19 protein-coding genes and 2 tRNA genes are annotated in these 17,998 nt (G+C 65.9%); 13 read left to right on the top strand and 8 right to left on the bottom strand.

What is annotated here, in order from left to right:
- Positions 1-33: 33 nt before the first annotated feature.
- The 6 genes from rsmG to rpmH form a co-directional block, all read right to left on the bottom strand.
- Positions 34-609: a 16S rRNA (guanine(527)-N(7))-methyltransferase RsmG gene (gene rsmG, locus ACEXQC_RS08540; protein WP_374822020.1), complete on the bottom strand. Its 576-nt coding sequence runs from the start codon at positions 607-609 to the stop codon at positions 34-36.
- Positions 610-731: 122 nt separating this feature from the next.
- Positions 732-1,259 (bottom strand): Jag family protein, encoded by a 528-nt coding sequence (locus ACEXQC_RS08535; RefSeq protein ID WP_374822017.1) that lies wholly within the window; start codon positions 1,257-1,259, stop codon positions 732-734.
- Between the two features lie 110 nt (positions 1,260-1,369).
- Positions 1,370-2,332, bottom strand: coding sequence for a membrane protein insertase YidC (gene yidC, locus ACEXQC_RS08530; RefSeq protein WP_374822014.1), 963 nt, complete (start codon positions 2,330-2,332; stop codon positions 1,370-1,372).
- Between the two features lie 14 nt (positions 2,333-2,346).
- Positions 2,347-2,694 (bottom strand): membrane protein insertion efficiency factor YidD, encoded by a 348-nt coding sequence (yidD, locus tag ACEXQC_RS08525; RefSeq protein ID WP_374822012.1) that lies wholly within the window; start codon positions 2,692-2,694, stop codon positions 2,347-2,349.
- Positions 2,694-3,038 carry a ribonuclease P protein component gene (gene rnpA / locus ACEXQC_RS08520; RefSeq protein ID WP_374820439.1) on the bottom strand — a complete coding sequence of 115 codons (345 nt, stop codon included), beginning with the start codon at positions 3,036-3,038 and terminating at the stop codon, positions 2,694-2,696. Before rnpA ends, yidD begins: the two co-directional genes overlap by 1 nt.
- Before the next feature lie 16 nt (positions 3,039-3,054).
- Positions 3,055-3,192 carry a 50S ribosomal protein L34 gene (gene rpmH / locus ACEXQC_RS08515; protein WP_055823896.1) on the bottom strand — a complete coding sequence of 46 codons (138 nt, stop codon included), beginning with the start codon at positions 3,190-3,192 and terminating at the stop codon, positions 3,055-3,057.
- A gap of 262 nt (positions 3,193-3,454) precedes the next feature.
- On the opposite strand from rpmH, the gene dnaA reads away from it, so the two are divergent.
- The 10 genes from dnaA to ACEXQC_RS08465 all read left to right on the top strand — a co-directional run bounded on the left by dnaA (position 3,455) and on the right by ACEXQC_RS08465 (position 14,425).
- Positions 3,455-5,041: a chromosomal replication initiator protein DnaA gene (gene dnaA / locus ACEXQC_RS08510; protein ID WP_374820436.1), complete on the top strand. Its 1,587-nt coding sequence runs from the start codon at positions 3,455-3,457 to the stop codon at positions 5,039-5,041.
- Between the two features lie 366 nt (positions 5,042-5,407).
- Positions 5,408-6,553, top strand: a complete 1,146-nt coding sequence (dnaN, locus tag ACEXQC_RS08505; RefSeq protein WP_374820434.1) for a DNA polymerase III subunit beta — start codon at positions 5,408-5,410, stop codon at positions 6,551-6,553.
- A gap of 20 nt (positions 6,554-6,573) precedes the next feature.
- Positions 6,574-7,461, top strand: coding sequence for a phosphogluconate dehydrogenase (NAD(+)-dependent, decarboxylating) (gene gnd, locus ACEXQC_RS08500; RefSeq protein WP_374820432.1), 888 nt, complete (start codon positions 6,574-6,576; stop codon positions 7,459-7,461).
- Positions 7,462-7,473: 12 nt separating this feature from the next.
- Positions 7,474-8,649 carry a DNA replication/repair protein RecF gene (gene recF / locus ACEXQC_RS08495; RefSeq protein ID WP_374820430.1) on the top strand — a complete coding sequence of 392 codons (1,176 nt, stop codon included), beginning with the start codon at positions 7,474-7,476 and terminating at the stop codon, positions 8,647-8,649.
- Positions 8,646-9,134, top strand: a complete 489-nt coding sequence (locus tag ACEXQC_RS08490; RefSeq protein WP_374820428.1) for a DciA family protein — start codon at positions 8,646-8,648, stop codon at positions 9,132-9,134. Before recF ends, ACEXQC_RS08490 begins: the two co-directional genes overlap by 4 nt.
- Before the next feature lie 135 nt (positions 9,135-9,269).
- Positions 9,270-11,243 (top strand): DNA topoisomerase (ATP-hydrolyzing) subunit B, encoded by a 1,974-nt coding sequence (gene gyrB, locus ACEXQC_RS08485; protein WP_374820426.1) that lies wholly within the window; start codon positions 9,270-9,272, stop codon positions 11,241-11,243.
- Positions 11,244-11,275: 32 nt separating this feature from the next.
- The gene (gene gyrA, locus ACEXQC_RS08480; RefSeq protein WP_374820424.1) at positions 11,276-13,795 is read left to right on the top strand and encodes a DNA gyrase subunit A; all 2,520 of its coding nucleotides are present in this window, start codon (positions 11,276-11,278) and stop codon (positions 13,793-13,795) included.
- A complete protein-coding gene (locus ACEXQC_RS08475) occupies positions 13,788-14,195 on the top strand; it encodes a DUF3566 domain-containing protein (protein ID WP_259525605.1) in 408 nt (135 codons plus the stop codon). The genes gyrA and ACEXQC_RS08475 overlap by 8 nt, the downstream gene beginning before the upstream one ends.
- A gap of 53 nt (positions 14,196-14,248) precedes the next feature.
- Positions 14,249-14,325, top strand: a tRNA-Ile gene (locus ACEXQC_RS08470).
- Between the two features lie 27 nt (positions 14,326-14,352).
- A tRNA-Ala gene (locus ACEXQC_RS08465) sits at positions 14,353-14,425 on the top strand.
- A gap of 64 nt (positions 14,426-14,489) precedes the next feature.
- Here ACEXQC_RS08465 and ACEXQC_RS08460 read toward each other — a convergent pair.
- Positions 14,490-15,041, bottom strand: a complete 552-nt coding sequence (locus ACEXQC_RS08460; RefSeq protein WP_374820421.1) for a hypothetical protein — start codon at positions 15,039-15,041, stop codon at positions 14,490-14,492.
- A gap of 140 nt (positions 15,042-15,181) precedes the next feature.
- Here ACEXQC_RS08460 and ACEXQC_RS08455 point away from each other — a divergent pair, with 140 nt between their 5' ends.
- Both ACEXQC_RS08455 and ACEXQC_RS08450 read left to right on the top strand, forming a co-directional pair.
- Complete coding sequence (locus ACEXQC_RS08455; protein WP_374820419.1) at positions 15,182-15,721, top strand: peptidylprolyl isomerase; 540 nt, start codon at positions 15,182-15,184, stop codon at positions 15,719-15,721.
- A gap of 45 nt (positions 15,722-15,766) precedes the next feature.
- A complete protein-coding gene (locus ACEXQC_RS08450; RefSeq protein ID WP_374820417.1) occupies positions 15,767-16,648 on the top strand; it encodes a rhomboid family intramembrane serine protease in 882 nt (293 codons plus the stop codon).
- Positions 16,649-16,738: 90 nt separating this feature from the next.
- Here ACEXQC_RS08450 and ACEXQC_RS08445 read toward each other — a convergent pair whose 3' ends face one another.
- Entirely contained in the window at positions 16,739-17,008 is a 270-nt protein-coding gene (locus ACEXQC_RS08445) for a cell division protein CrgA (RefSeq protein ID WP_374820415.1), read from the bottom strand.
- A 102-nt stretch (positions 17,009-17,110) separates the two neighbouring features.
- On the opposite strand from ACEXQC_RS08445, the gene ACEXQC_RS08440 reads away from it, so the two are divergent.
- Positions 17,111-17,995 carry a class E sortase gene (locus tag ACEXQC_RS08440; protein WP_374820413.1) on the top strand — a complete coding sequence of 295 codons (885 nt, stop codon included), beginning with the start codon at positions 17,111-17,113 and terminating at the stop codon, positions 17,993-17,995.
- The last annotated feature ends 3 nt before the right edge of the window (positions 17,996-17,998 follow it).

The raw sequence follows: 17,998 nt of genomic DNA, 5'->3' as shown, positions 1-17,998 counted from the left end.
AGCGCCCCCACCCGTGGGGGAGGGGCCGCAGGATCAGGACGGTACGCGCGCGGTGATGACGCGCGTGACATCCACGCCCAGATCTGCACCGAGCTCGATGACAGAGACGTTCTGCAGCTTGTACTTGCGGATGGCCTTCTCCGCGGCGCCGATCTCTTTGGCGGCGCCGGCACCCTTCATGAGCACCATCTCGCCGCCGGGGCGGAGGAGAGGCGCACACATGGGGATCAGCTTGCCGAACGCACTCACGGCGCGTGCGGTGACCTGATCGAGCTTGGGCTCGGGGCTGAACTCCTCGGCACGGGCCCGCACCACAGACACGTTCGTGAGGCCCAGCAAGTCAACCTGCTCGTCGAGCCACGCGACACGGCGCTCCATCGGCTCCACGAGCACGAACGTCACGTCGGGGCGGGCGATGCCCAGCACGATGCCCGGCAATCCCGCGCCGCTGCCGATGTCACCCACGAGACCGGGGCGCAGCAGGGGAGCCACCACCGCACAGTTCACGATGTGGCGACTCCAGATGCGGGGGAGTTCAAGGGGGCCGATGAGCCCCAGCTCTTCCCCGCGCCGGATGAGATCGTCGGTGAAGGCACGTGCAAGGTCGATGCGGTCCCCGAAGACGGTCTCTGCTACCGCCGGCTCCGCCTCGGGAGCTTCATCGTGCTCCTCGGCCGGTGCGGATGTTTCACGTGAAACATCCGCGTTCTCCGTCTGCTGCTCCACGGAGGCTACCCGCGGGAGATGACGGTGTGGCGATCGCGACCTTCGCCCTCGGACTCCGAGACGAGACCACGCTCAGCCACGATGTCGTGCACGAGCTTGCGCTCGTACGACGACATGGCCTCCAGGGCCGCCTTAGCAGCCCCGGCGTCGAGCTCGGCCACTGCGGCATCGACGAGGGTCTCGAGCTCGCGCTGGCGCCGCTCACGGCTTCCACCCACGTCGAGGATCAGCCGCGAGAACTCGCCCGTGCTCGTCTGCACGGCCAGTCGGGTGAGCTCCTGCAGAGCGGCCACCGTGTCGGGGCGCGAGAGCACCCGCAGGTTGCTGTCGCCCGACGCGTTCACCGAGATGTACGCGCGACCATCCGTCACCTCGATGTCGATGTCTCCATCGAGGTCGCAGATGTCGAGAAGCTCCTCGATGTAGTCGGCAGCCACGTCGCCCTCGTCGACACCCGAAGCGGGGGAGGAGCTGTCGCCATCGACCGCACCCTCGACGTCGGCCCCGTCCGTGAGGTCGGTCGCGTCGGTCAGGTCATCGACCTCGTCCACCACGATCACGTCGCCGTCCACAACACCGCCCTGCACCACACCGGCCTGTGCCGAACCATCCTGCGCCACATCACTCTGCGTCACGTCGTTGCTCATTTCTTTCCCCCTTGCTTCTTCGCCCGGTTCTTGTTCACGGGCTGCTGGCGCTGCGTCGGCTTCGGCGGCTCGGGGATCTCATCGATCGCCGGAGCACCCTTCTTGGGCTCGAGCTTGCCCTTCTTGGCGAGGCGGGCCTCACGGGCCTTCGCTGCCTCGCTGCCGGGAGTGGGCATGTTGCGGATGACGAGGAACTGCTGACCCATGGTCCAGAAGTTCGAGGTGAGCCAGTAGAACATGACGCCGAGCGGGAAGGCCACACCGGAGAAGACGAACACGAGGGGGAGCAGGTACAGCAGGATGCGCTGCTGCTTGTACATCGGGCTCTCTTTGGCCTCGGGCGACTGGTTCTTCGACATGATCTGCAGCTGGGTGTAGAACTGCGAAGCTGTCATGAGCACGACCATGAGGCCGGCGATGAGCATGACCTGCCACGGTCCGCCCGAGTTCCACGCACCGATGAAGGTGTCGTGCAGGGGAGCGACACCGAAGAGCGTGGCGTCACCGAACTGCTTGCCGAGGGTCGCATCGAGGGGACCCACACCGGCGAGGCCGCGCTGGGCGTTGTTGAGCACCGAGAAGAGGCTGAAGAAGATTGGCATCTGCAGCAGCAGAGGCAGGCAGGAGGCGAGCGGATTGGTGCCCGTCTTGCGGTACAGCTCCATGGTCTCGCGCGACATCGCCTCGCGGGAGAACTGATCCTTCTTGCCTTTGTACTTGTCCTGGATCTTCTTGAGTTGAGGGGCCACCTCGAGCATCTTGCGTTGACTCTTGATCTGGCGCACGAAGATGGGGATCAGCGCCGCACGCACCACGATCACGAGCCCGACGATCGACAGCACCCAGGTCAGACCTGCTGCCGGGTCGAGTCCGACGGCGGTGAAGAGCCAGTGCCACGCCACGAGGATCAGCTCCACGACCCATTTGATGGGCCAGAGGATCGTATCGATGAAGGGGATTTCCATGTGTGGGGCTAGCCCTTTCCGTGGCTGCTTGCGGGTACGACGAAACCGAAGGGCGTCAGCCGGTACTTCTGACGGCGGGGGAGGGGCGGGTCATCGACGCCGCCCTTGGCCCAGGGGTGGCAGCGCGCGATGCGGTAGATGCCGAGCCCGGTGCCCGCCACGAGACCGCGCTGCTGGATCGCCTGCAATGTATAGGAGGAGCACGAGGGGTAGTAGCGGCAGACATCTCCATAGAGAGGAGAGATGACGGCTCGGTACCCTCGGAGCAGCACGACGGCGATGTTGCGCGGTACGAGCAGCACCATCACCACCCACGCGGGCATCACCGGAGCAGTCGCGGCAGTCACCGTCGACATCATGCGAGTACGGATCCTTTGGTGAGTGAGCGCGAGAGTTCTTCGAAGAGTACGCCGTAAGGCTGGGATGCAGCTTGGGGTAGCACGCGCACCACGACGTCGACGCCGGGCGTGATCCCCGGCAGCAGGGCGAACGATGCTGCCTTCAGTCGCCGGCGCACGCGATTGCGCACGACGGCCACACCAACCGCTTTCGTGACGATGAACCCGAAACGCGCATCCGACGACGAGTCATCGGATGCGCGAATGTAGGTCACGGTGTGGGGGCCCACGAACTTCGCACCGCGGCGGACCGTGCCTCTGTAGTCACGGCCGTGCGTGATGCGATTGCGTTTGGCCAGCACCGCTCGGGGTGGAGGTCTACGCGGAGAGCTCGGTGCGGCCCTTGCGGCGACGGGCCGCGAGGATCGAACGGCCTGCGCGGGTGCGCATGCGCAGACGGAAACCGTGCACCTTGGCGCGACGACGGTTGTTCGGCTGGAACGTTCTTTTGCTCATGATCTTCTCCGGTATTCGACGGACGATCCCGCTGCCGGAAGCAGCGGATGGCCGTCGCAAGTAGGGGGCGTGGCAGATCGCCACAAGTCAACTGATTAAAACTACGGCCTGAAGCGCTCGGGGTCAAACCCACGGGCACAAAGGATCAATTATCCACAGACTGTGGAGAATGCCTGTGAGCGACACGCACACCGTCAATACAGCGAACTTGCCCTCTGCCATGGCAGTCACTAGCTTAGGTGCCTACAGTTACTAACAGCCGGTGGGGGCGCAGCGGTTACGAGGTCAGACCGATCGGTCCGACAGCAATGCAGGTTCGACAGGAGTTCCATTGGCAGAGGACGCCGGTTCGACGGAAGACAACTGGCGGGTCGTTCTCCAGGTGCTCGCGGCAGACGAGCGGATCACCCCGCAGTTGAGAGGCTTCCTCGGCCTCGTGGTGCCGAAGGGTATCCTCGGCGGCTCGTTCTACCTCGAGGTCCCCAACGACTTCACGCGCGACATGCTCGAGCAGCGCGTGCGCCCGGCGCTGCTCGCCGCCCTCGCCACGCTCGACCCGCGTCTCGCCGTCACCAACTTCTCCGTGGTGGTCAACCCCGACGTCGATGCGTACGACTCGTCCCCGCTCGGTGACTCCTCCACAGCAGAACAGAACGTCGTCGTGGGTGCCGGAGTCGGCGTGGGTGCAGGCCAGGGCGCCGGCTACGTCGAGTCCTCCTTCCCCGAGCTCAAGTACGGCGAGTTGAAGTACGGCGAGTCCGTGGCCCCGCCCGTTCAGGAGACCGTGGGGCCCCTCCGCAACAACGACACCCGGCTCAACCCCAAGTACAGCTTCGACAACTTCGTGATCGGCGGCTCCAACCGCTTCGCCCACGCGGCCGCCGTGGCCGTGGCCGAGGCGCCGGCGAAGGCCTACAACCCCCTCTTCATCTACGGCGACTCCGGCCTCGGCAAGACCCACCTGCTGCACGCCATCGGCCACTACGCCATGAGCCTCTATCCCGGGGTGCGCGTGCGCTACGTGAGCTCGGAGGAGTTCACCAACGACTTCATCAACTCGATCGCCAACAACCGCGGGGCGGCCTTCCACTCCCGCTACCGAGACATCGACCTGCTGCTGATCGACGACATCCAGTTCCTGCAGGGCAAGGCGGAGACGCAGGAGGCGTTCTTCCACACCTTCAACACGCTGCACGACCACAACAAGCAGGTCGTCATCACCTCCGACCTGCCGCCGAAGCACCTCACGGGCTTCGAGGATCGCATGCGCACCCGCTTCGAGTGGGGCCTCATCACCGACGTGCAGACCCCCGACCTCGAGACCCGCATCGCCATCCTCCGCAAGAAGGCGCAGAGCGAGCGGCTCCGGGTGCCCGACGACATCCTCGAGTTCATGGCCACGAAGGTCTCGAGCAACGTGCGCGAGCTCGAGGGCACCCTCATCCGCGTCACCGCGTTCGCGAGCCTCAACCGCACACCGGTCGACATGGCGCTCGTGCAGACGGTGCTGAAGGACCTCATCACCCTCGATGACGACAACATCATCGCGCCGGTCGACATCATCAATCACACCGCGGAGTACTTCAAGCTCTCGGTCGACGATCTCTACGGATCGAGCCGCTCGCAGGCCATCGCCACGGCCCGCCAGATCGCCATGTACCTGTGCCGCGAGATGACGAGCCTGTCGCTGCCGAAGATCGGCCAGCTGTTCGGCGGGCGCGACCACACCACGGTGATGTACGCCAACAACAAGATCGGCAAGCTCATGACCGAGAAGCGCTCGATCTACAACCAGGTCACCGAGATCTCGAACCGGATCAAGCACAACCAGCGCTACAAGAGCGCCTGATCCCCACGCCTGAGCGGTTCCGGAGCCGGTTATCCACAGATTGTGCAAACGATGTGGAGAACCGGCTCTTTAATGTTGAACTGTCGCCTCCGCGTGTGGAATGGTTCATTTCTCGTTCAGCGCCTCGAGGTCGCCGTCAACAGAGCATTCACACGCCGCCAACAAGTCACACGGTTGTAGTTCTCACAGACCGCGCGGTTTAAACAGACTTATCCACATATCCACAGCGGTTAAGAACGTTAATGAATTAATCCATTTAAGAATGACATCCGACAACCTTGTCGAAAATGACACATCGGAGCGAGCACGCCGCACCCGATAGCATGAACCGACCCCATGGTCTCCAATGCCGACAGAGGTGACTTCGTGAAGTTCCAAGTAAACCGAGACGTCTTCAGCGAAGCGGTGTCGTTCGCCGTCAAGCTCCTGCCCCAGCGCACGACCCTGCCGATCCTGAGCGGTGTGCTGATCCAGGCGACCGACGACGGTCTCACCCTCTCGTCGTTCGACTACGAGGTCTCGGCGCAGACGCAGATCGCCGCCGACATCGAGGAGCCGGGTGTCATCCTCGTCTCCGGCCGGCTGCTCTCCGACATCGCGAACCGCCTGCCCAACGCCCCCGTGCGCTTCAGCACCGAAGACGGCCGCATCGTGGTGAGCTGCGGCTCCGCGCGGTTCACCCTCCTGAGCATGCCGGTCGAGGAGTACCCGACCCTCCCGAAGGTGGGAGCCGAGTCGGGTCTGCTGCCGGCGGACCAGTTCGCCGCCGCCGTGGCGCAGGTCGCGGTCGCCGCCTCGCGCGACGACGTGACCCCCGTCATCACGGGTGTGCAGCTCGAGGTCACCGAGAACAGCATCTCGCTCGTGGCCACCGACCGCTACCGCGTGGCCGTGCGCAACATCGACTGGGACTCGAACGACTCCGGCACCACGAGCGCCACCGCCCTCGTGCCGGCACGCACCCTGCAGGAGGTCGGCAAGACCTTCGGCAACGCGGGAACCATCTCGGTGGCCATCACCAACACCGACGACCGCGAGCTGATCGCCTTCAAGAGCGACAAGAAGACCGTCACGACCCTGCTCATCAAGGGCAACTTCCCCCCGGTGAAGCGCCTGTTCCCCGAGAGCGTCGACAACTACGCCGTCATCAACACCGCAGACCTCATCGAGGCCACCAAGCGCGTGAGCCTCGTGCTCGAGCGCGAGGCCGCGCTGCGCTTCACGTTCACGATCGACGGAGTGACCCTCGAGGCCATCGGCTCCGAGCAGGCCCAGGCCTCCGAGTCGATCGACGCGCTGCTCACCGGCACCGACACCGTGGTGTCGCTCAAGCCGCAGTTCCTGCTCGACGGCCTGAGCGCCGTGCACTCGGAGTTCGTGCGCATCTCGTTCACCAAGACCGACAATCCCAACAAGCCCGGTCCGGTGCTCATCACCAGCCAGTCGTCGAAGGATCAGCCGGGGTCGGACGACTACAAGTACCTGCTGCAGCCCAACCTGCTGCTGCGTTGACAACACCTCAAGGAGACGTCATGAACATCGGACTCATCGGCCTGGGCAAGATGGGCAACAACATGCGCTCCCGCCTGAAGAAGGCCGGGATCGACGTGGTGGGCTACGACACCAACCCCGCCGTGAGCGACGTCGCCGATCTCGCAGCCCTCGCGGCGGCGCTTCCCGCTCCCCGCATCGTGTGGGTCATGGTGCCGGCGGGTGAGATCACCGACAGCGTCATCCACGATCTCTCCGCCGTGCTCGACGAGGGCGACCTCATCATCGACGGCGGCAACTCCAAGTTCACCGAGGACTTCAAGCACTCCGAGCTGCTCGCCCCCAAGGGCATCCAGTTCATGGACGTCGGCGTCTCGGGCGGCGTCTGGGGCCTCGAGAACGGCTACGGCCTCATGGTGGGCGGCACCGCGGAGAACGTGGAGCGCGCCATGCCCGTCTTCGACGCACTGCGTCCAGAGGGTCCCCGCGCCGAGGGCTTCGTGCACGTGGGCGAGGTCGGCGCCGGCCACTACGCGAAGATGGTGCACAACGGCATCGAGTACGGCATCATGCAGTCCTACGCGGAGGGCTACGAGCTGCTCGACGCGAAGAAGGACATCATCAAGGATGTCACCGGCACGTTCAAGGCCTGGCAGCGCGGCACGGTCGTGCGCTCCTGGCTGCTCGAGCTGCTCGTGCGCGCTCTCGAGGCCGACCCCGAGTTCCACGACATCCAGGGCTACGTCGAGGATTCCGGCGAAGGCCGATGGACCCTCGAGGAGGCCATCGAGAACGCCGTGCCGATGCCCGCCATCAGCGCGTCGATCTTCGCCCGCTTCGTCTCGCGTCAAGACGACTCGCCCTCCATGAAGGCCGTCGCCGCCCTCCGCAACCAGTTCGGCGGCCACGCGGTCAAAGAGCTGGACTGACCTCCTCTCCGCTTGATCGTCCGTCACCTCAGCCTCACCGACTTCCGCAACTACGCGGTGGCCGAGGTCGCCCTCGAACCCGGGGCCAACCTCTTCGTGGGGCGGAACGGACAGGGCAAGACCAATCTGGTGGAGTCGCTCGGCTACCTCGCCACGCTCGGATCGCACCGGGTCTCGACAGACCAGGCGCTGATCCGGGCGGGCCAGGATGCGGCCATCGTGCGGGCGAGGCTCGAGCACGAGGGCCGCGAGCTGCTCGTGGAGCTGCAGCTCAACCGCTCGGCCGCGAACCGCGCCCAGGTGAACCGCTCGGCGGTGAAGCCCCGCGAGCTGCCTCGTTACGTCTCGACGGTGCTGTTCGCGCCGGAGGATCTCGCCCTCGTGCGCGGAGAGCCGTCGACGAGGCGCCGGTTCCTCGACGCGCTCCTCGGTGCCCGGTCGCCGCGACTGTTCGGGGTCTTCGCCGACTACGAGCGGGTGCTGAAGCAGCGGAACGCCCTGCTCAAGTCGGCCAGGGCCTCGGGTCTCAAGACCGAGAAGCTCTCGACCCTCGAGCTGTGGAACGAGCGACTGGTCGAGCTCGGCGCCGAGATCATGGCCGAACGGCTCGCGCTCGTGGCCGCTCTCGAACCGTTCGTGCGCTCGGCCTACCAGACGGTGGCCGGCTCGGACCAGGAGCCCGCTCTCGATCCGGTGCTGAGCATCCTCGCCGCGCATCCCGAGACCGATGACGATCCGGATGCCACCGCGGAGGCCGGTCCGCGCCTCGCGATCGGCCGCTCGGAGCTCGCCGAGGCCTTCCGCGCCGCCCTCGAACGCGTCGCCCGCGCCGAGCGCGACCGGGGCATCACCCTGGTGGGCCCGCACCGCGACGACCTGCTGCTGCGTCTCAACGGCCTGCCGGCCAAGGGCTACGCGAGCCACGGTGAATCGTGGTCGTTCGCCCTCGCGCTCAAACTCGCCTCGGCCGAGCTGCTGCGCGCCGACTCGTCGACAGGCGACCCGATCGTGATCCTCGACGACGTGTTCGCCGAACTCGACCAACGGCGCCGGGGGAGGCTCGCGGATGCGGTGAAGGACTACCAGCAGGTGCTCATCACGGCCGCCGTGCTCGAAGACGTGCCCGAGGTGCTCACCGCCCACACCGTGCGGATCGAAGCCGGAACGATCGTCGAGACCCTCTCATGACCGAATCGCAGGACGTCTACCTCCGCCTCAAGGCGGCGTTCGGCGACCCGTCATCGCGAGCGGCGAGGTGGCGGCAGAAGAAGTCGCGCGCCAGGGGAGACGACGAGGCGAGTGTGCCGTACGGCCTCGGCCGCGATCCGAAGGGGCTCGGCGACGTCATGTCGAACCTCGAGTCCGAGCTGGGTTGGACCTCGTCGCTCGCGAAGTCGGATCTGCTGCTCGCCTGGTCCGAGATCGCGGGCCCCGAGACCGCAGAGCACTCGACCCCGACGGGCATCACCGACTCGGTGCTCACGGTGCAGTGCGACTCCACCGCGTGGGCCACGCAGCTCCGCCACATGCGAGTGCTGATCATGACGACGATCGCTCAGCGGTTCCCCGAGGCGGGCATCGAGTCCATCCGCTTCGAAGCCCCCCACGCTCCTTCCTGGAAACGGGGCTCCAGATCGATTCCAGGGCGTGGTCCTCGCGATACCTACGGTTAGCAGGGCAAATGTGGTCACGGGCCTGAAATAAAGTCCACAGCGGGGCATATGAGCGTCGAATCGCCCCCCGGGTTTGATAGAATTAAGGGTCGTCTTGCCAGGCCGGTGGGCACGACACCAAGGAGCACATTTCATATGTCTGAATCGGACAAGGTCCACCCTGACAACGAGTACGGCGCGGACCAGATCCAGGTTCTTGAAGGTCTCGAAGCGGTGCGCAAGCGCCCGGGTATGTACATCGGATCGACGGGCCCCAGAGGACTGCACCACCTTGTGTACGAGATCGTCGACAACTCCGTCGACGAGGCGCTCGCGGGCTACGCCACGCACATCGAGATCGTCATGCGCCGCGACGGAGGGATCACCGTCACCGACGACGGTCGAGGCATCCCCGTCGACATCCACCCCATCGAGAAGAAGTCGACCGTCGAGGTCGTGCTCACGATCCTGCACGCCGGCGGCAAGTTCGGCGGTGGCGGCTACGCCGTCTCGGGTGGTCTGCACGGTGTGGGATCCTCCGTCGTCAACGCTCTGAGCAGCGAGCTCGACGTGGAGGTGCGCCGCCAGGGCAGCGTCTACCGCCAGAGCTACAAGATCGGTGTGCCCCAGGCCCCCCTGGAGAAGGGGGAGTCGACCACCGAGCGCGGCACCCGCATCACCTTCTGGCCGAACAAGGAGATCTTCGAGACCGTCGAGTTCGACTACGAGACCCTCCGCGCCCGGTTCCAGCAGATGGCCTTCCTCAACAAGGGCCTCGCCATCAAGCTCACCGACGAGCGCGGCGGCGACACGGGAGAAGAGGAGGAGACCACGGTCACCTACCTCTACGAGAACGGCCTCAAGGACTACGTGGCCTACCTCAACCGCTCGAAGAAGGCCGACCTCGTGAACGACGAGATCATCTCGTTCGAGCAGGAGGACACCGAGCGCAGGATCGCACTCGAGGTGGCGATGCAGTGGACCACGGGCTACACCGAGAGCGTCCACACCTACGCCAACACCATCAACACGCACGAGGGCGGCACCCACGAAGAGGGCTTCCGCGCCGCACTCACCACTCTCGTCAACAAGTACGCGCGCGAGAAGGGCATCATCAAGGAGAAGGATGACAACCTCTCCGGCGACGACGTGCGCGAGGGTCTCACCGCGGTGATCTCGATCAAGCTCGCCGAACCGCAGTTCGAGGGTCAGACGAAGACCAAGCTCGGCAACACCGAGGCGAAGGCGTTCGTGCAGCGGGTCGTGGGCACCGAGCTCACCGACTGGTTCGAGCGCAACCCCGCGCAGGCGCGCGACATCATCCGCAAGGCGATCCAGGCATCCCAGGCCCGTCTCGCCGCCCGCAAGGCGCGCGAGCAGACCAGGCGCAAGGGCCTGCTCGAGGGCGGCGGCATGCCGGGCAAGCTCAAGGACTGCTCGAGCCGCGACCCCGCCAGGAGCGAGATCTTCATCGTGGAGGGCGACTCGGCCGGCGGCTCCGCCATCCAGGGCCGGAACCCCGAGACCCAGGCGATCCTCCCGCTCCGCGGCAAGATCCTCAACGTGGAGAAGGCCAGGCTCGACCGCGCTCTCGGCAACGCCGAGGTGCAGGCCATGATCACGGCCTTCGGCGCCGGCATCGGGGAGGACTTCAACCCCGAGAAGGCCAGGTACCACAAGATCGTGCTCATGGCCGACGCCGACGTCGACGGCCAGCACATCACGACGCTGCTGCTCACCCTCGTGTTCCGCTACATGCGGCCGCTCATCGAGCTCGGCTACGTGTACCTCGCCATGCCGCCGCTCTACCGCCTCAAGTGGTCGAACTCCCCGCACGAGTACGTCTACTCCGACGCCGAGCGCGACGCGCTGCTCGTCGACGGCCAGGCCGCGGGCAAGCGCATCCCGAAGGACAACGGGATCCAGCGCTACAAGGGTCTCGGCGAGATGGACTACCGCGAGCTCTGGGACACCACGATGGACCCCGACACGAGGACCCTGCGCCAGATCACCCTGGACGACGCGGCCGCCGCCGACGAGATCTTCTCCACCCTCATGGGTGAGGACGTCGAATCGCGCCGCAACTTCATCCAGAAGAACGCCAAAGACGTTCGCTTCCTCGACATCTGAGCCTCGCTCCTACAGAGACTGATACCTGACCCATGACAGACGAACCGACTCCCCCCACGCACGACCGCATCGAGCAGGTCGACCTGCAGCTCGAGATGCAGCGCTCCTACCTCGACTACGCCATGAGCGTGATCGTGGGGCGCGCCCTCCCCGACGTGCGCGACGGGCTCAAGCCCGTGCACCGCCGCGTGATCTACGCGATGTACGACGGCGGCTACCGCCCCGACCGCGCGTTCTCGAAGTCGGCCCGCGTGGTCGGCGAGGTCATGGGCCAGTTCCACCCGCACGGCGACTCCTCCATCTACGACGCGCTCGTGCGACTCATCCAGCCCTGGAGCCTGCGCTACCCGCTGGCCCTCGGCCAGGGCAACTTCGGTTCCGCCGGCAACGACGGCGCCGCAGCCCCCCGGTACACCGAGACCAAGATGGCCCCGCTCGCGCTCGAGATGGTGCGCGACATCCAGGAAGAGACCGTCGACTTCCAGGACAACTACGACGGCCGCACCCTCGAGCCCGTCGTGCTGCCCGCGCGCTTCCCCAACCTGCTGGTCAACGGCTCGGTGGGCATCGCGGTGGGCATGGCCACCAACATCCCGCCGCACAACCTGCGCGAGGTCGCCTCCGGAGCCATCTGGTTCCTCGAGCACCCGGATGCGGACCGCGAAGAGCTCCTCGAGGCGCTCATGGAGCGCATCAAGGGCCCCGACTTCCCCACCGGCGCCCAGGTGCTCGGCACCAAGGGCATCCAGGATGCGTACCGCACCGGCCGCGGCTCCATCACCATGCGCGCCGTCGTGAACGTCGAGGAGCTGCAGGGCCGCACGTGCCTCGTGGTCACCGAGCTGCCGTACCAGGTGAACCCCGACAACCTCGCCATCAAGATCGCCGACCTCGTGAAGGACGGCAAGCTCGCCGGCATCGCCGACATCCGCGACGAGACGTCCGGCCGCACCGGCCAGCGCCTCGTGATCGTGCTCAAGCGCGACGCCGTGGCGAAGGTCGTGCTCAACAACCTCTACAAGCACACGCAGCTGCAGGACAACTTCGGCGCCAACATGCTCGCGATCGTCGACGGCATCCCGCGCACCCTCCCGCTCGACGGCTTCATCACCGAGTGGGTCGCGCACCAGATCGACGTCATCGTGCGGCGTACGCAGTTCCGCCTGCGCGAGGCCGAGGCCCGCATGCACATCCTGCGCGGCTACCTCGCCGCCCTCGATGCGCTCGACGAGGTCATCGCGCTCATCCGCCGCTCGCCCACCGTGGAGGAGGCCCGCGACGGCCTCATGGAGCTGCTCTCGATCGACGAGCTGCAGTCCCGCGCCATCCTCGAGCTGCAGCTGCGCCGCCTGGCCGCCCTCGAGCGCCAGAAGATCCAGCAGGAGGCCGAAGAGCTCCAGCTGAAGATCGACGAGTACAACGCCATCCTCGCCTCGCCCACGCGTCAGCGCGAGATCATCATCGAGGAGCTCAGCGAGATCGCCGACAAGTTCGGCGACGACCGGCGCACCGAGATCATGTTCGGCTTCGACGGCGACATGAACATGGAAGACCTCATCCCCGAGGAGGAGATGGTGGTCACCGTCACGCGCGGCGGCTACGTCAAGCGCACGCGGAGCGACAACTACCGCAGCCAGCACAGGGGCGGCAAGGGCGTGAAGGGCGCGCAGCTGCGTGCCGACGACGTGGTGGAGCACTTCTTCGTGACCACCACGCACCACTGGCTGCTGTTCTTCACCGACAGGGGCCGCGTCTACCGCGCCAAGGCCTACGAGCTGCAGGAGGCCGGTCGCGACGCGAAGGGCCAGCACGTGGCCAATCTGCTCGCGCTCGCACCCGACGAGCAGATCACGCAGATCCTCGACATCCGCGACTACCAGGTGGCCAGGTACCTCGTGCTGGCCACCCGCGACGGCCTGCTCAAGAAGACCGCGCTCACCGAGTACGACACGAACCGCTCCGGCGGCATCATCGCCATCAACCTGCGCGACGACGACGCGCTCGTCTCCGCCCTGCTCGTGGAGGAGGACAGCGACCTCCTGCTGGTCTCCAAGAAGGGCATGTCCATCCGCTTCACGGCCACCGACGAGGCGCTCCGACCCATGGGTCGGGCCACCTCGGGTGTCATCGGCATGAAGTTCCGCGACGACGACGCGCTGCAGGGCGCCAACGTGGTCTCGGACGAGGGCTTCGTGTTCGTGGTGACCGAAGGCGGCTATGCCAAGCGCACCTCGGTGGAGGAATACCGCGTGCAGGGGCGTGGCGGACTCGGCATCAAGGTCGCCAAGCTGCAGGATGCGCGGGGCGATCTGATCGGCTCGCTCATCGTCGGCGAGGACGACGAGGTGCTTGTGGTTCTTGCCAGCGGCAAGGTGGTACGCTCTGCCGTGGCCGAAGTACCGGCCAAGGGACGCGACACGATGGGCGTGGTCTTCGCTCGCTTCGCGGACGACGATCGCATCATCGCGGTGGCGAAGAACACCGAACGCAACCTGGTGGCCGAGCTCGAAGAGAGTGCCGCTCCTGGAGAGGACGTAACGACGGATGAGTAACCTCGGCGACAAATTCGCGAAGAAGACGGCGCGCGTCGCCACCACGAAGCAGGTTCGACTCAAGCTCGTGTACATCGACTTCTGGTCGGTGCTGAAGATCTCCTTCCTCCTCGCGATCATCCTCGGCATCGTGACCGTGGTCGCCAGCTTCCTCGTGTGGTCGGTGCTCAACCAGACGGGTGTGTTCGACTCGGTCAACACGCTGCTGCAGGACATCGCGGGCGCCAACAACTTCGACCTGTTCGACTTCGCGTCGCTCCCGCAGGTGATGGGCTTCTCGGTGGTCGTGGGCGTGCTCAACGTCATCGTCATCACCGCCCTGGGCGCGATCGGCGCTGCGCTCTACAACTTGGCCGTGCGGATCACCGGCGGCATCATGCTCGGCTTCACCAACAAGTAGCCGATTGGCAGAACGGGGCTTCCGTACGGTAGTCTCGACTCTGGTCAAAAAACGGGGTTATAGCTCAGGCGGTTAGAGCGCTTCGCTGATAACGAAGAGGTCCAAGGTTCAAGTCCTTGTAACCCCACCACGATTACTGCCCAGGAGTTCACCTCCCGGGGCCTTAGCTCAGTTGGTAGAGCGCCTGCTTTGCAAGCAGGATGTCGGGAGTTCGATTCTCCCAGGCTCCACCCGATCCACATGAAAGAAGCCCCGCACCTACTGGTGCGGGGCTTCTTCGTTCGAGCGGCGAGATCAGCTCTCGGGGTTGGTCTCGGGCTCGGGGTCTTCGTCGGCGATCCACAGCTCGTCGTCGGCGCGGAGGGTCTGCCAGAGCGCGTAGCCCACGCCCGCGGCGGTCACCACACCGAGGCTGATGACGAACGCGAGGCCCACCTTCGAGCCCGTGGAGCGGGGAGCCTGCTTCTGCAGGGCCTTGGCGGCCTTGCCGGCCTTCTTGCCGGCCTGCTTGAGCAGCTCGGGGTTGTTCTTCGACTGCAGCACGGCGGCGGCGGAGCCGATGGTGCCGGCCAGAGCGGGCAGCACGTCGGTGGTGAACTGGCGCTTGACGGTCTCGCCGGCCACCTTCACCTCGGCCACCTTGCGGCTGACGGTCGGAGCGACCGAGCCGACAGCGGACTTGACGCGAGGCCTGACCTCTTCGTCGGTGAGGAAGCTCGCCTGCTTGGCGGCCTCACGGAGGATGGCGTTGGCGCGGTCGACCACATCTTGCTGGTCAGCCCACAGGCCTTCTGCCGTCCCCCTCAGTCGCTTGAGCGCTTTGCGGCGCTTGCGGGAAAGACTCATAGGAAACCTCCATCGAGAGCACGGATGACTTCATCTTGGCACGCATCACCCCGGGGGAGTAGTTCATGGCACTGACCATCCACTCCACATACCCTGGACCTTCACTGGAAGGGCATGGGCGGTGTGACAGAATCGAGACCATGCCCGTACACACGCATGTCGCCACACTCACCACCAACCACGGCCCGATCGTGGTGAACCTCTACGGTCACCACGCCCCCAAGACCGTCAAGAACTTCGTCGGCCTCGCCACGGGTGAACTCGAGTGGACCGACCCGAAGAGCGGCAAGCCCACCACCGCGGCCCTCTACGACGGCAGCGTCTTCCACCGCATCATCCCCGGCTTCATGATCCAGGGCGGCGACCCCCTGGGCAACGGCACCGGCGGCCCCGGCTTCAAGTTCGACGACGAGATCAACCCCGAACTCGACTTCACCGAGCCCTACATCCTCGCCATGGCCAACGCCGGCGTGCAGGGTGGCAAGGGCACCAACGGTTCGCAGTTCTTCATCACCGTCGGCCCCACCACGTGGCTGCAGGGCAAGCACACCATCTTCGGCGCCGTGGCCGACGACGCCTCCAAGCGCATCGTCGACAAGCTCGCCGGCATCGCCACCGACGCCTACGACCGTCCGCTCGACGAGGTCGTGCTCGAGAGCGTCACCATCGAGGCGGTCTGACGCTCCGGCGCCACCTGATCACGCACCCACCTCGCTGATCCGCCCATGACGACTGCGCCGGGATCCTCCGACAACTTCTGCTACCGCCACCCTGGCCGCCAGAGCTACATCCTGTGCCAGCGGTGCGGTCGCACCGTGTGCCCCGAGTGCTCGGTGCAGGCGGCCGTGGGAGTGCATTGCGTCGAGTGCGCCGCGCGCGACCGGCGCGAGGCCCCCAAGGTCAAGCGCGGTCGCCCGGCATTCCTCCGCAACCTCACGGGTGCCGAGGCGCCCGTGGTGACGTACTCGATCATCGCGCTCTGCTTCGTGGTGTTCGTGCTGCAGTCGCTGCCCGTCATCGGCGGCACGGTCACCTCCGCCCTGCAGTTCGCTCCGCTCTACGTGATGCCGCTGCCCGGTGTGCCGTTCGAGCCGTGGCGAATGATCACGGCCGCGTTCGTGCACGGCGGCATCTTCCACGTGATCCTGAACATGTACACGCTGTTCATCTTCGGCAGCATGCTCGAGCGGTCGCTCGGCCGCTTGCGGTACATCGCGCTCTACCTGATCTCCGGATTCGGCGGATCCGTGGCCGTGCTGCTGCTCGACTCCCCGACGCAGGCCGTCGTGGGCGCCTCGGGTGCGATCTTCGGCCTCATGGGCGCGTTCTTCGTGATCAACCGGTACCTGGGCGGGAGCAGCGTGCAGCTGGTCGTGCTCCTCGGCATCAACCTGGTGTACGGCTTCGTCGTGCCGGGCATCTCGTGGCAGGCGCACGTGGGTGGGCTCGTGGTCGGGGCCCTCGTTGCGCTCGTCTACGTGCGCACGCGGGCCATCCGCAAGAAGAGGCAGCAGATCGTGCTCGTGAGCACGGTCGCCGTGGCTCTGATCGCGGTGACCGCCGCTGCCGCCGTGCTGATCCCGGCGATCAATCCCGCGCTCACCTGAGACCGGTTCTCCACAGCCTTGTCCACAGCTGTGGATTTATCCACAGGAGTTTCCACACTGGGGATAATTACAGAGGTGTAATTCCCCGGGTCAGCGCCAGCGGGTGGTCATGATGAAGCCCACGAACGCGATGCCGAAGCCGATGAGGATGTTCCAGCTGCCGAGATCGGGGATGGGGAACAGGCCCTGGCTGACGTAGAACACGATGATCCAGAGAAGACCGACCAGCATGAAGCCGAACATCACCGGCTTGAACCACACCGGGTTGGGCTTGTTCTCCGACGAGTCGTCGCGGTTCGAGCGCTGCACCTCTCGTGCGCGGCGGGCGACGTCCGTCGAAGTTTCTTTGTCTCGAGCCATGCCGATGATTCTAACGGTCTCGAGCGCTGCATTCTCCACGGGTTCTCCACAGGCCAGGACACTCGGGGCGGCTCCCCAGCCAGCACATCCTAGGATTGAGCCATGACCGAGCAGCAGGACGACGATCCTTTCGCGGCCCTCACGGCCGAAGGCGATGAATCGACCACTGCCGACCCGGCCGACAAGGCGGCCGCCGAGCAGGCGCCGCTCCGCCGCCCGCGGCGCAAGAAGCGCAGCGTGGGCTCCCGCGTGGTGGGTGTGTTCGGCGAACTGCTGATCACGGCCGGCGTGCTCGTGCTGCTCTTCCTCGGTTGGCAGTTCTCGATCAACGGCATCATGCTCAACAACCAGCAGGCGTCGGATGCGAACAACCTCGCCGCCGACTGGGCCACCTCCGACCCCGCCGCCCCCGTCGAGACCCCGGTGGCCACGACCCCCGCCGATCCCGGCTCGGTCGCGCCCACGTTCCCCTACGGCGAACCGCCGGTCATGGGCGCCGTGGAGAACACCGAGAGCTTCGCCGTGATGTACGTGCCGCGCTTCGGTGCCGACTTCAAGAAGACCATCGCCGAGGGCGTCGACCCCAGGGCCGTGCTCAACAACGGCGGGGCCGGGCACTACTCCAACTCGCAGATGCCGGGCGAGGTGGGCAACTTCGCCATCGCCGCGCACCGCGACGGCTGGGGCAGCCCGTTCCTCAAGATCAACGAGCTCCAGGTGGGCGACAAGGTCTACATCGAGACGCAGGACGGCTGGTACACCTACACCTACCGCAGCTCGGAGTACGTGACCCCCTTCGGCGTCGGCGTGATCGACCCCGTTCCCCAGGTGCCGGATGCGACGCCCGTCGACCGTCTCATCACGCTCACGAGCTGCAACCCCCTCTACATCGCCTCCGAGCGCATCATCGCCTACGGAGTGCTGACCGACTGGACACCGCGATCGGTCGGCGCACCCGCCGAGATCGCCGCGATCGTGGGAGCCTGACCG

The sequence above is a fragment of the Herbiconiux liukaitaii genome, from assembly GCF_041927495.1.
In the GTDB taxonomy this organism is placed as follows: domain Bacteria; phylum Actinomycetota; class Actinomycetes; order Actinomycetales; family Microbacteriaceae; genus Herbiconiux; species Herbiconiux liukaitaii.
This window is presented reverse-complemented; position numbering and strand designations above follow the sequence as displayed.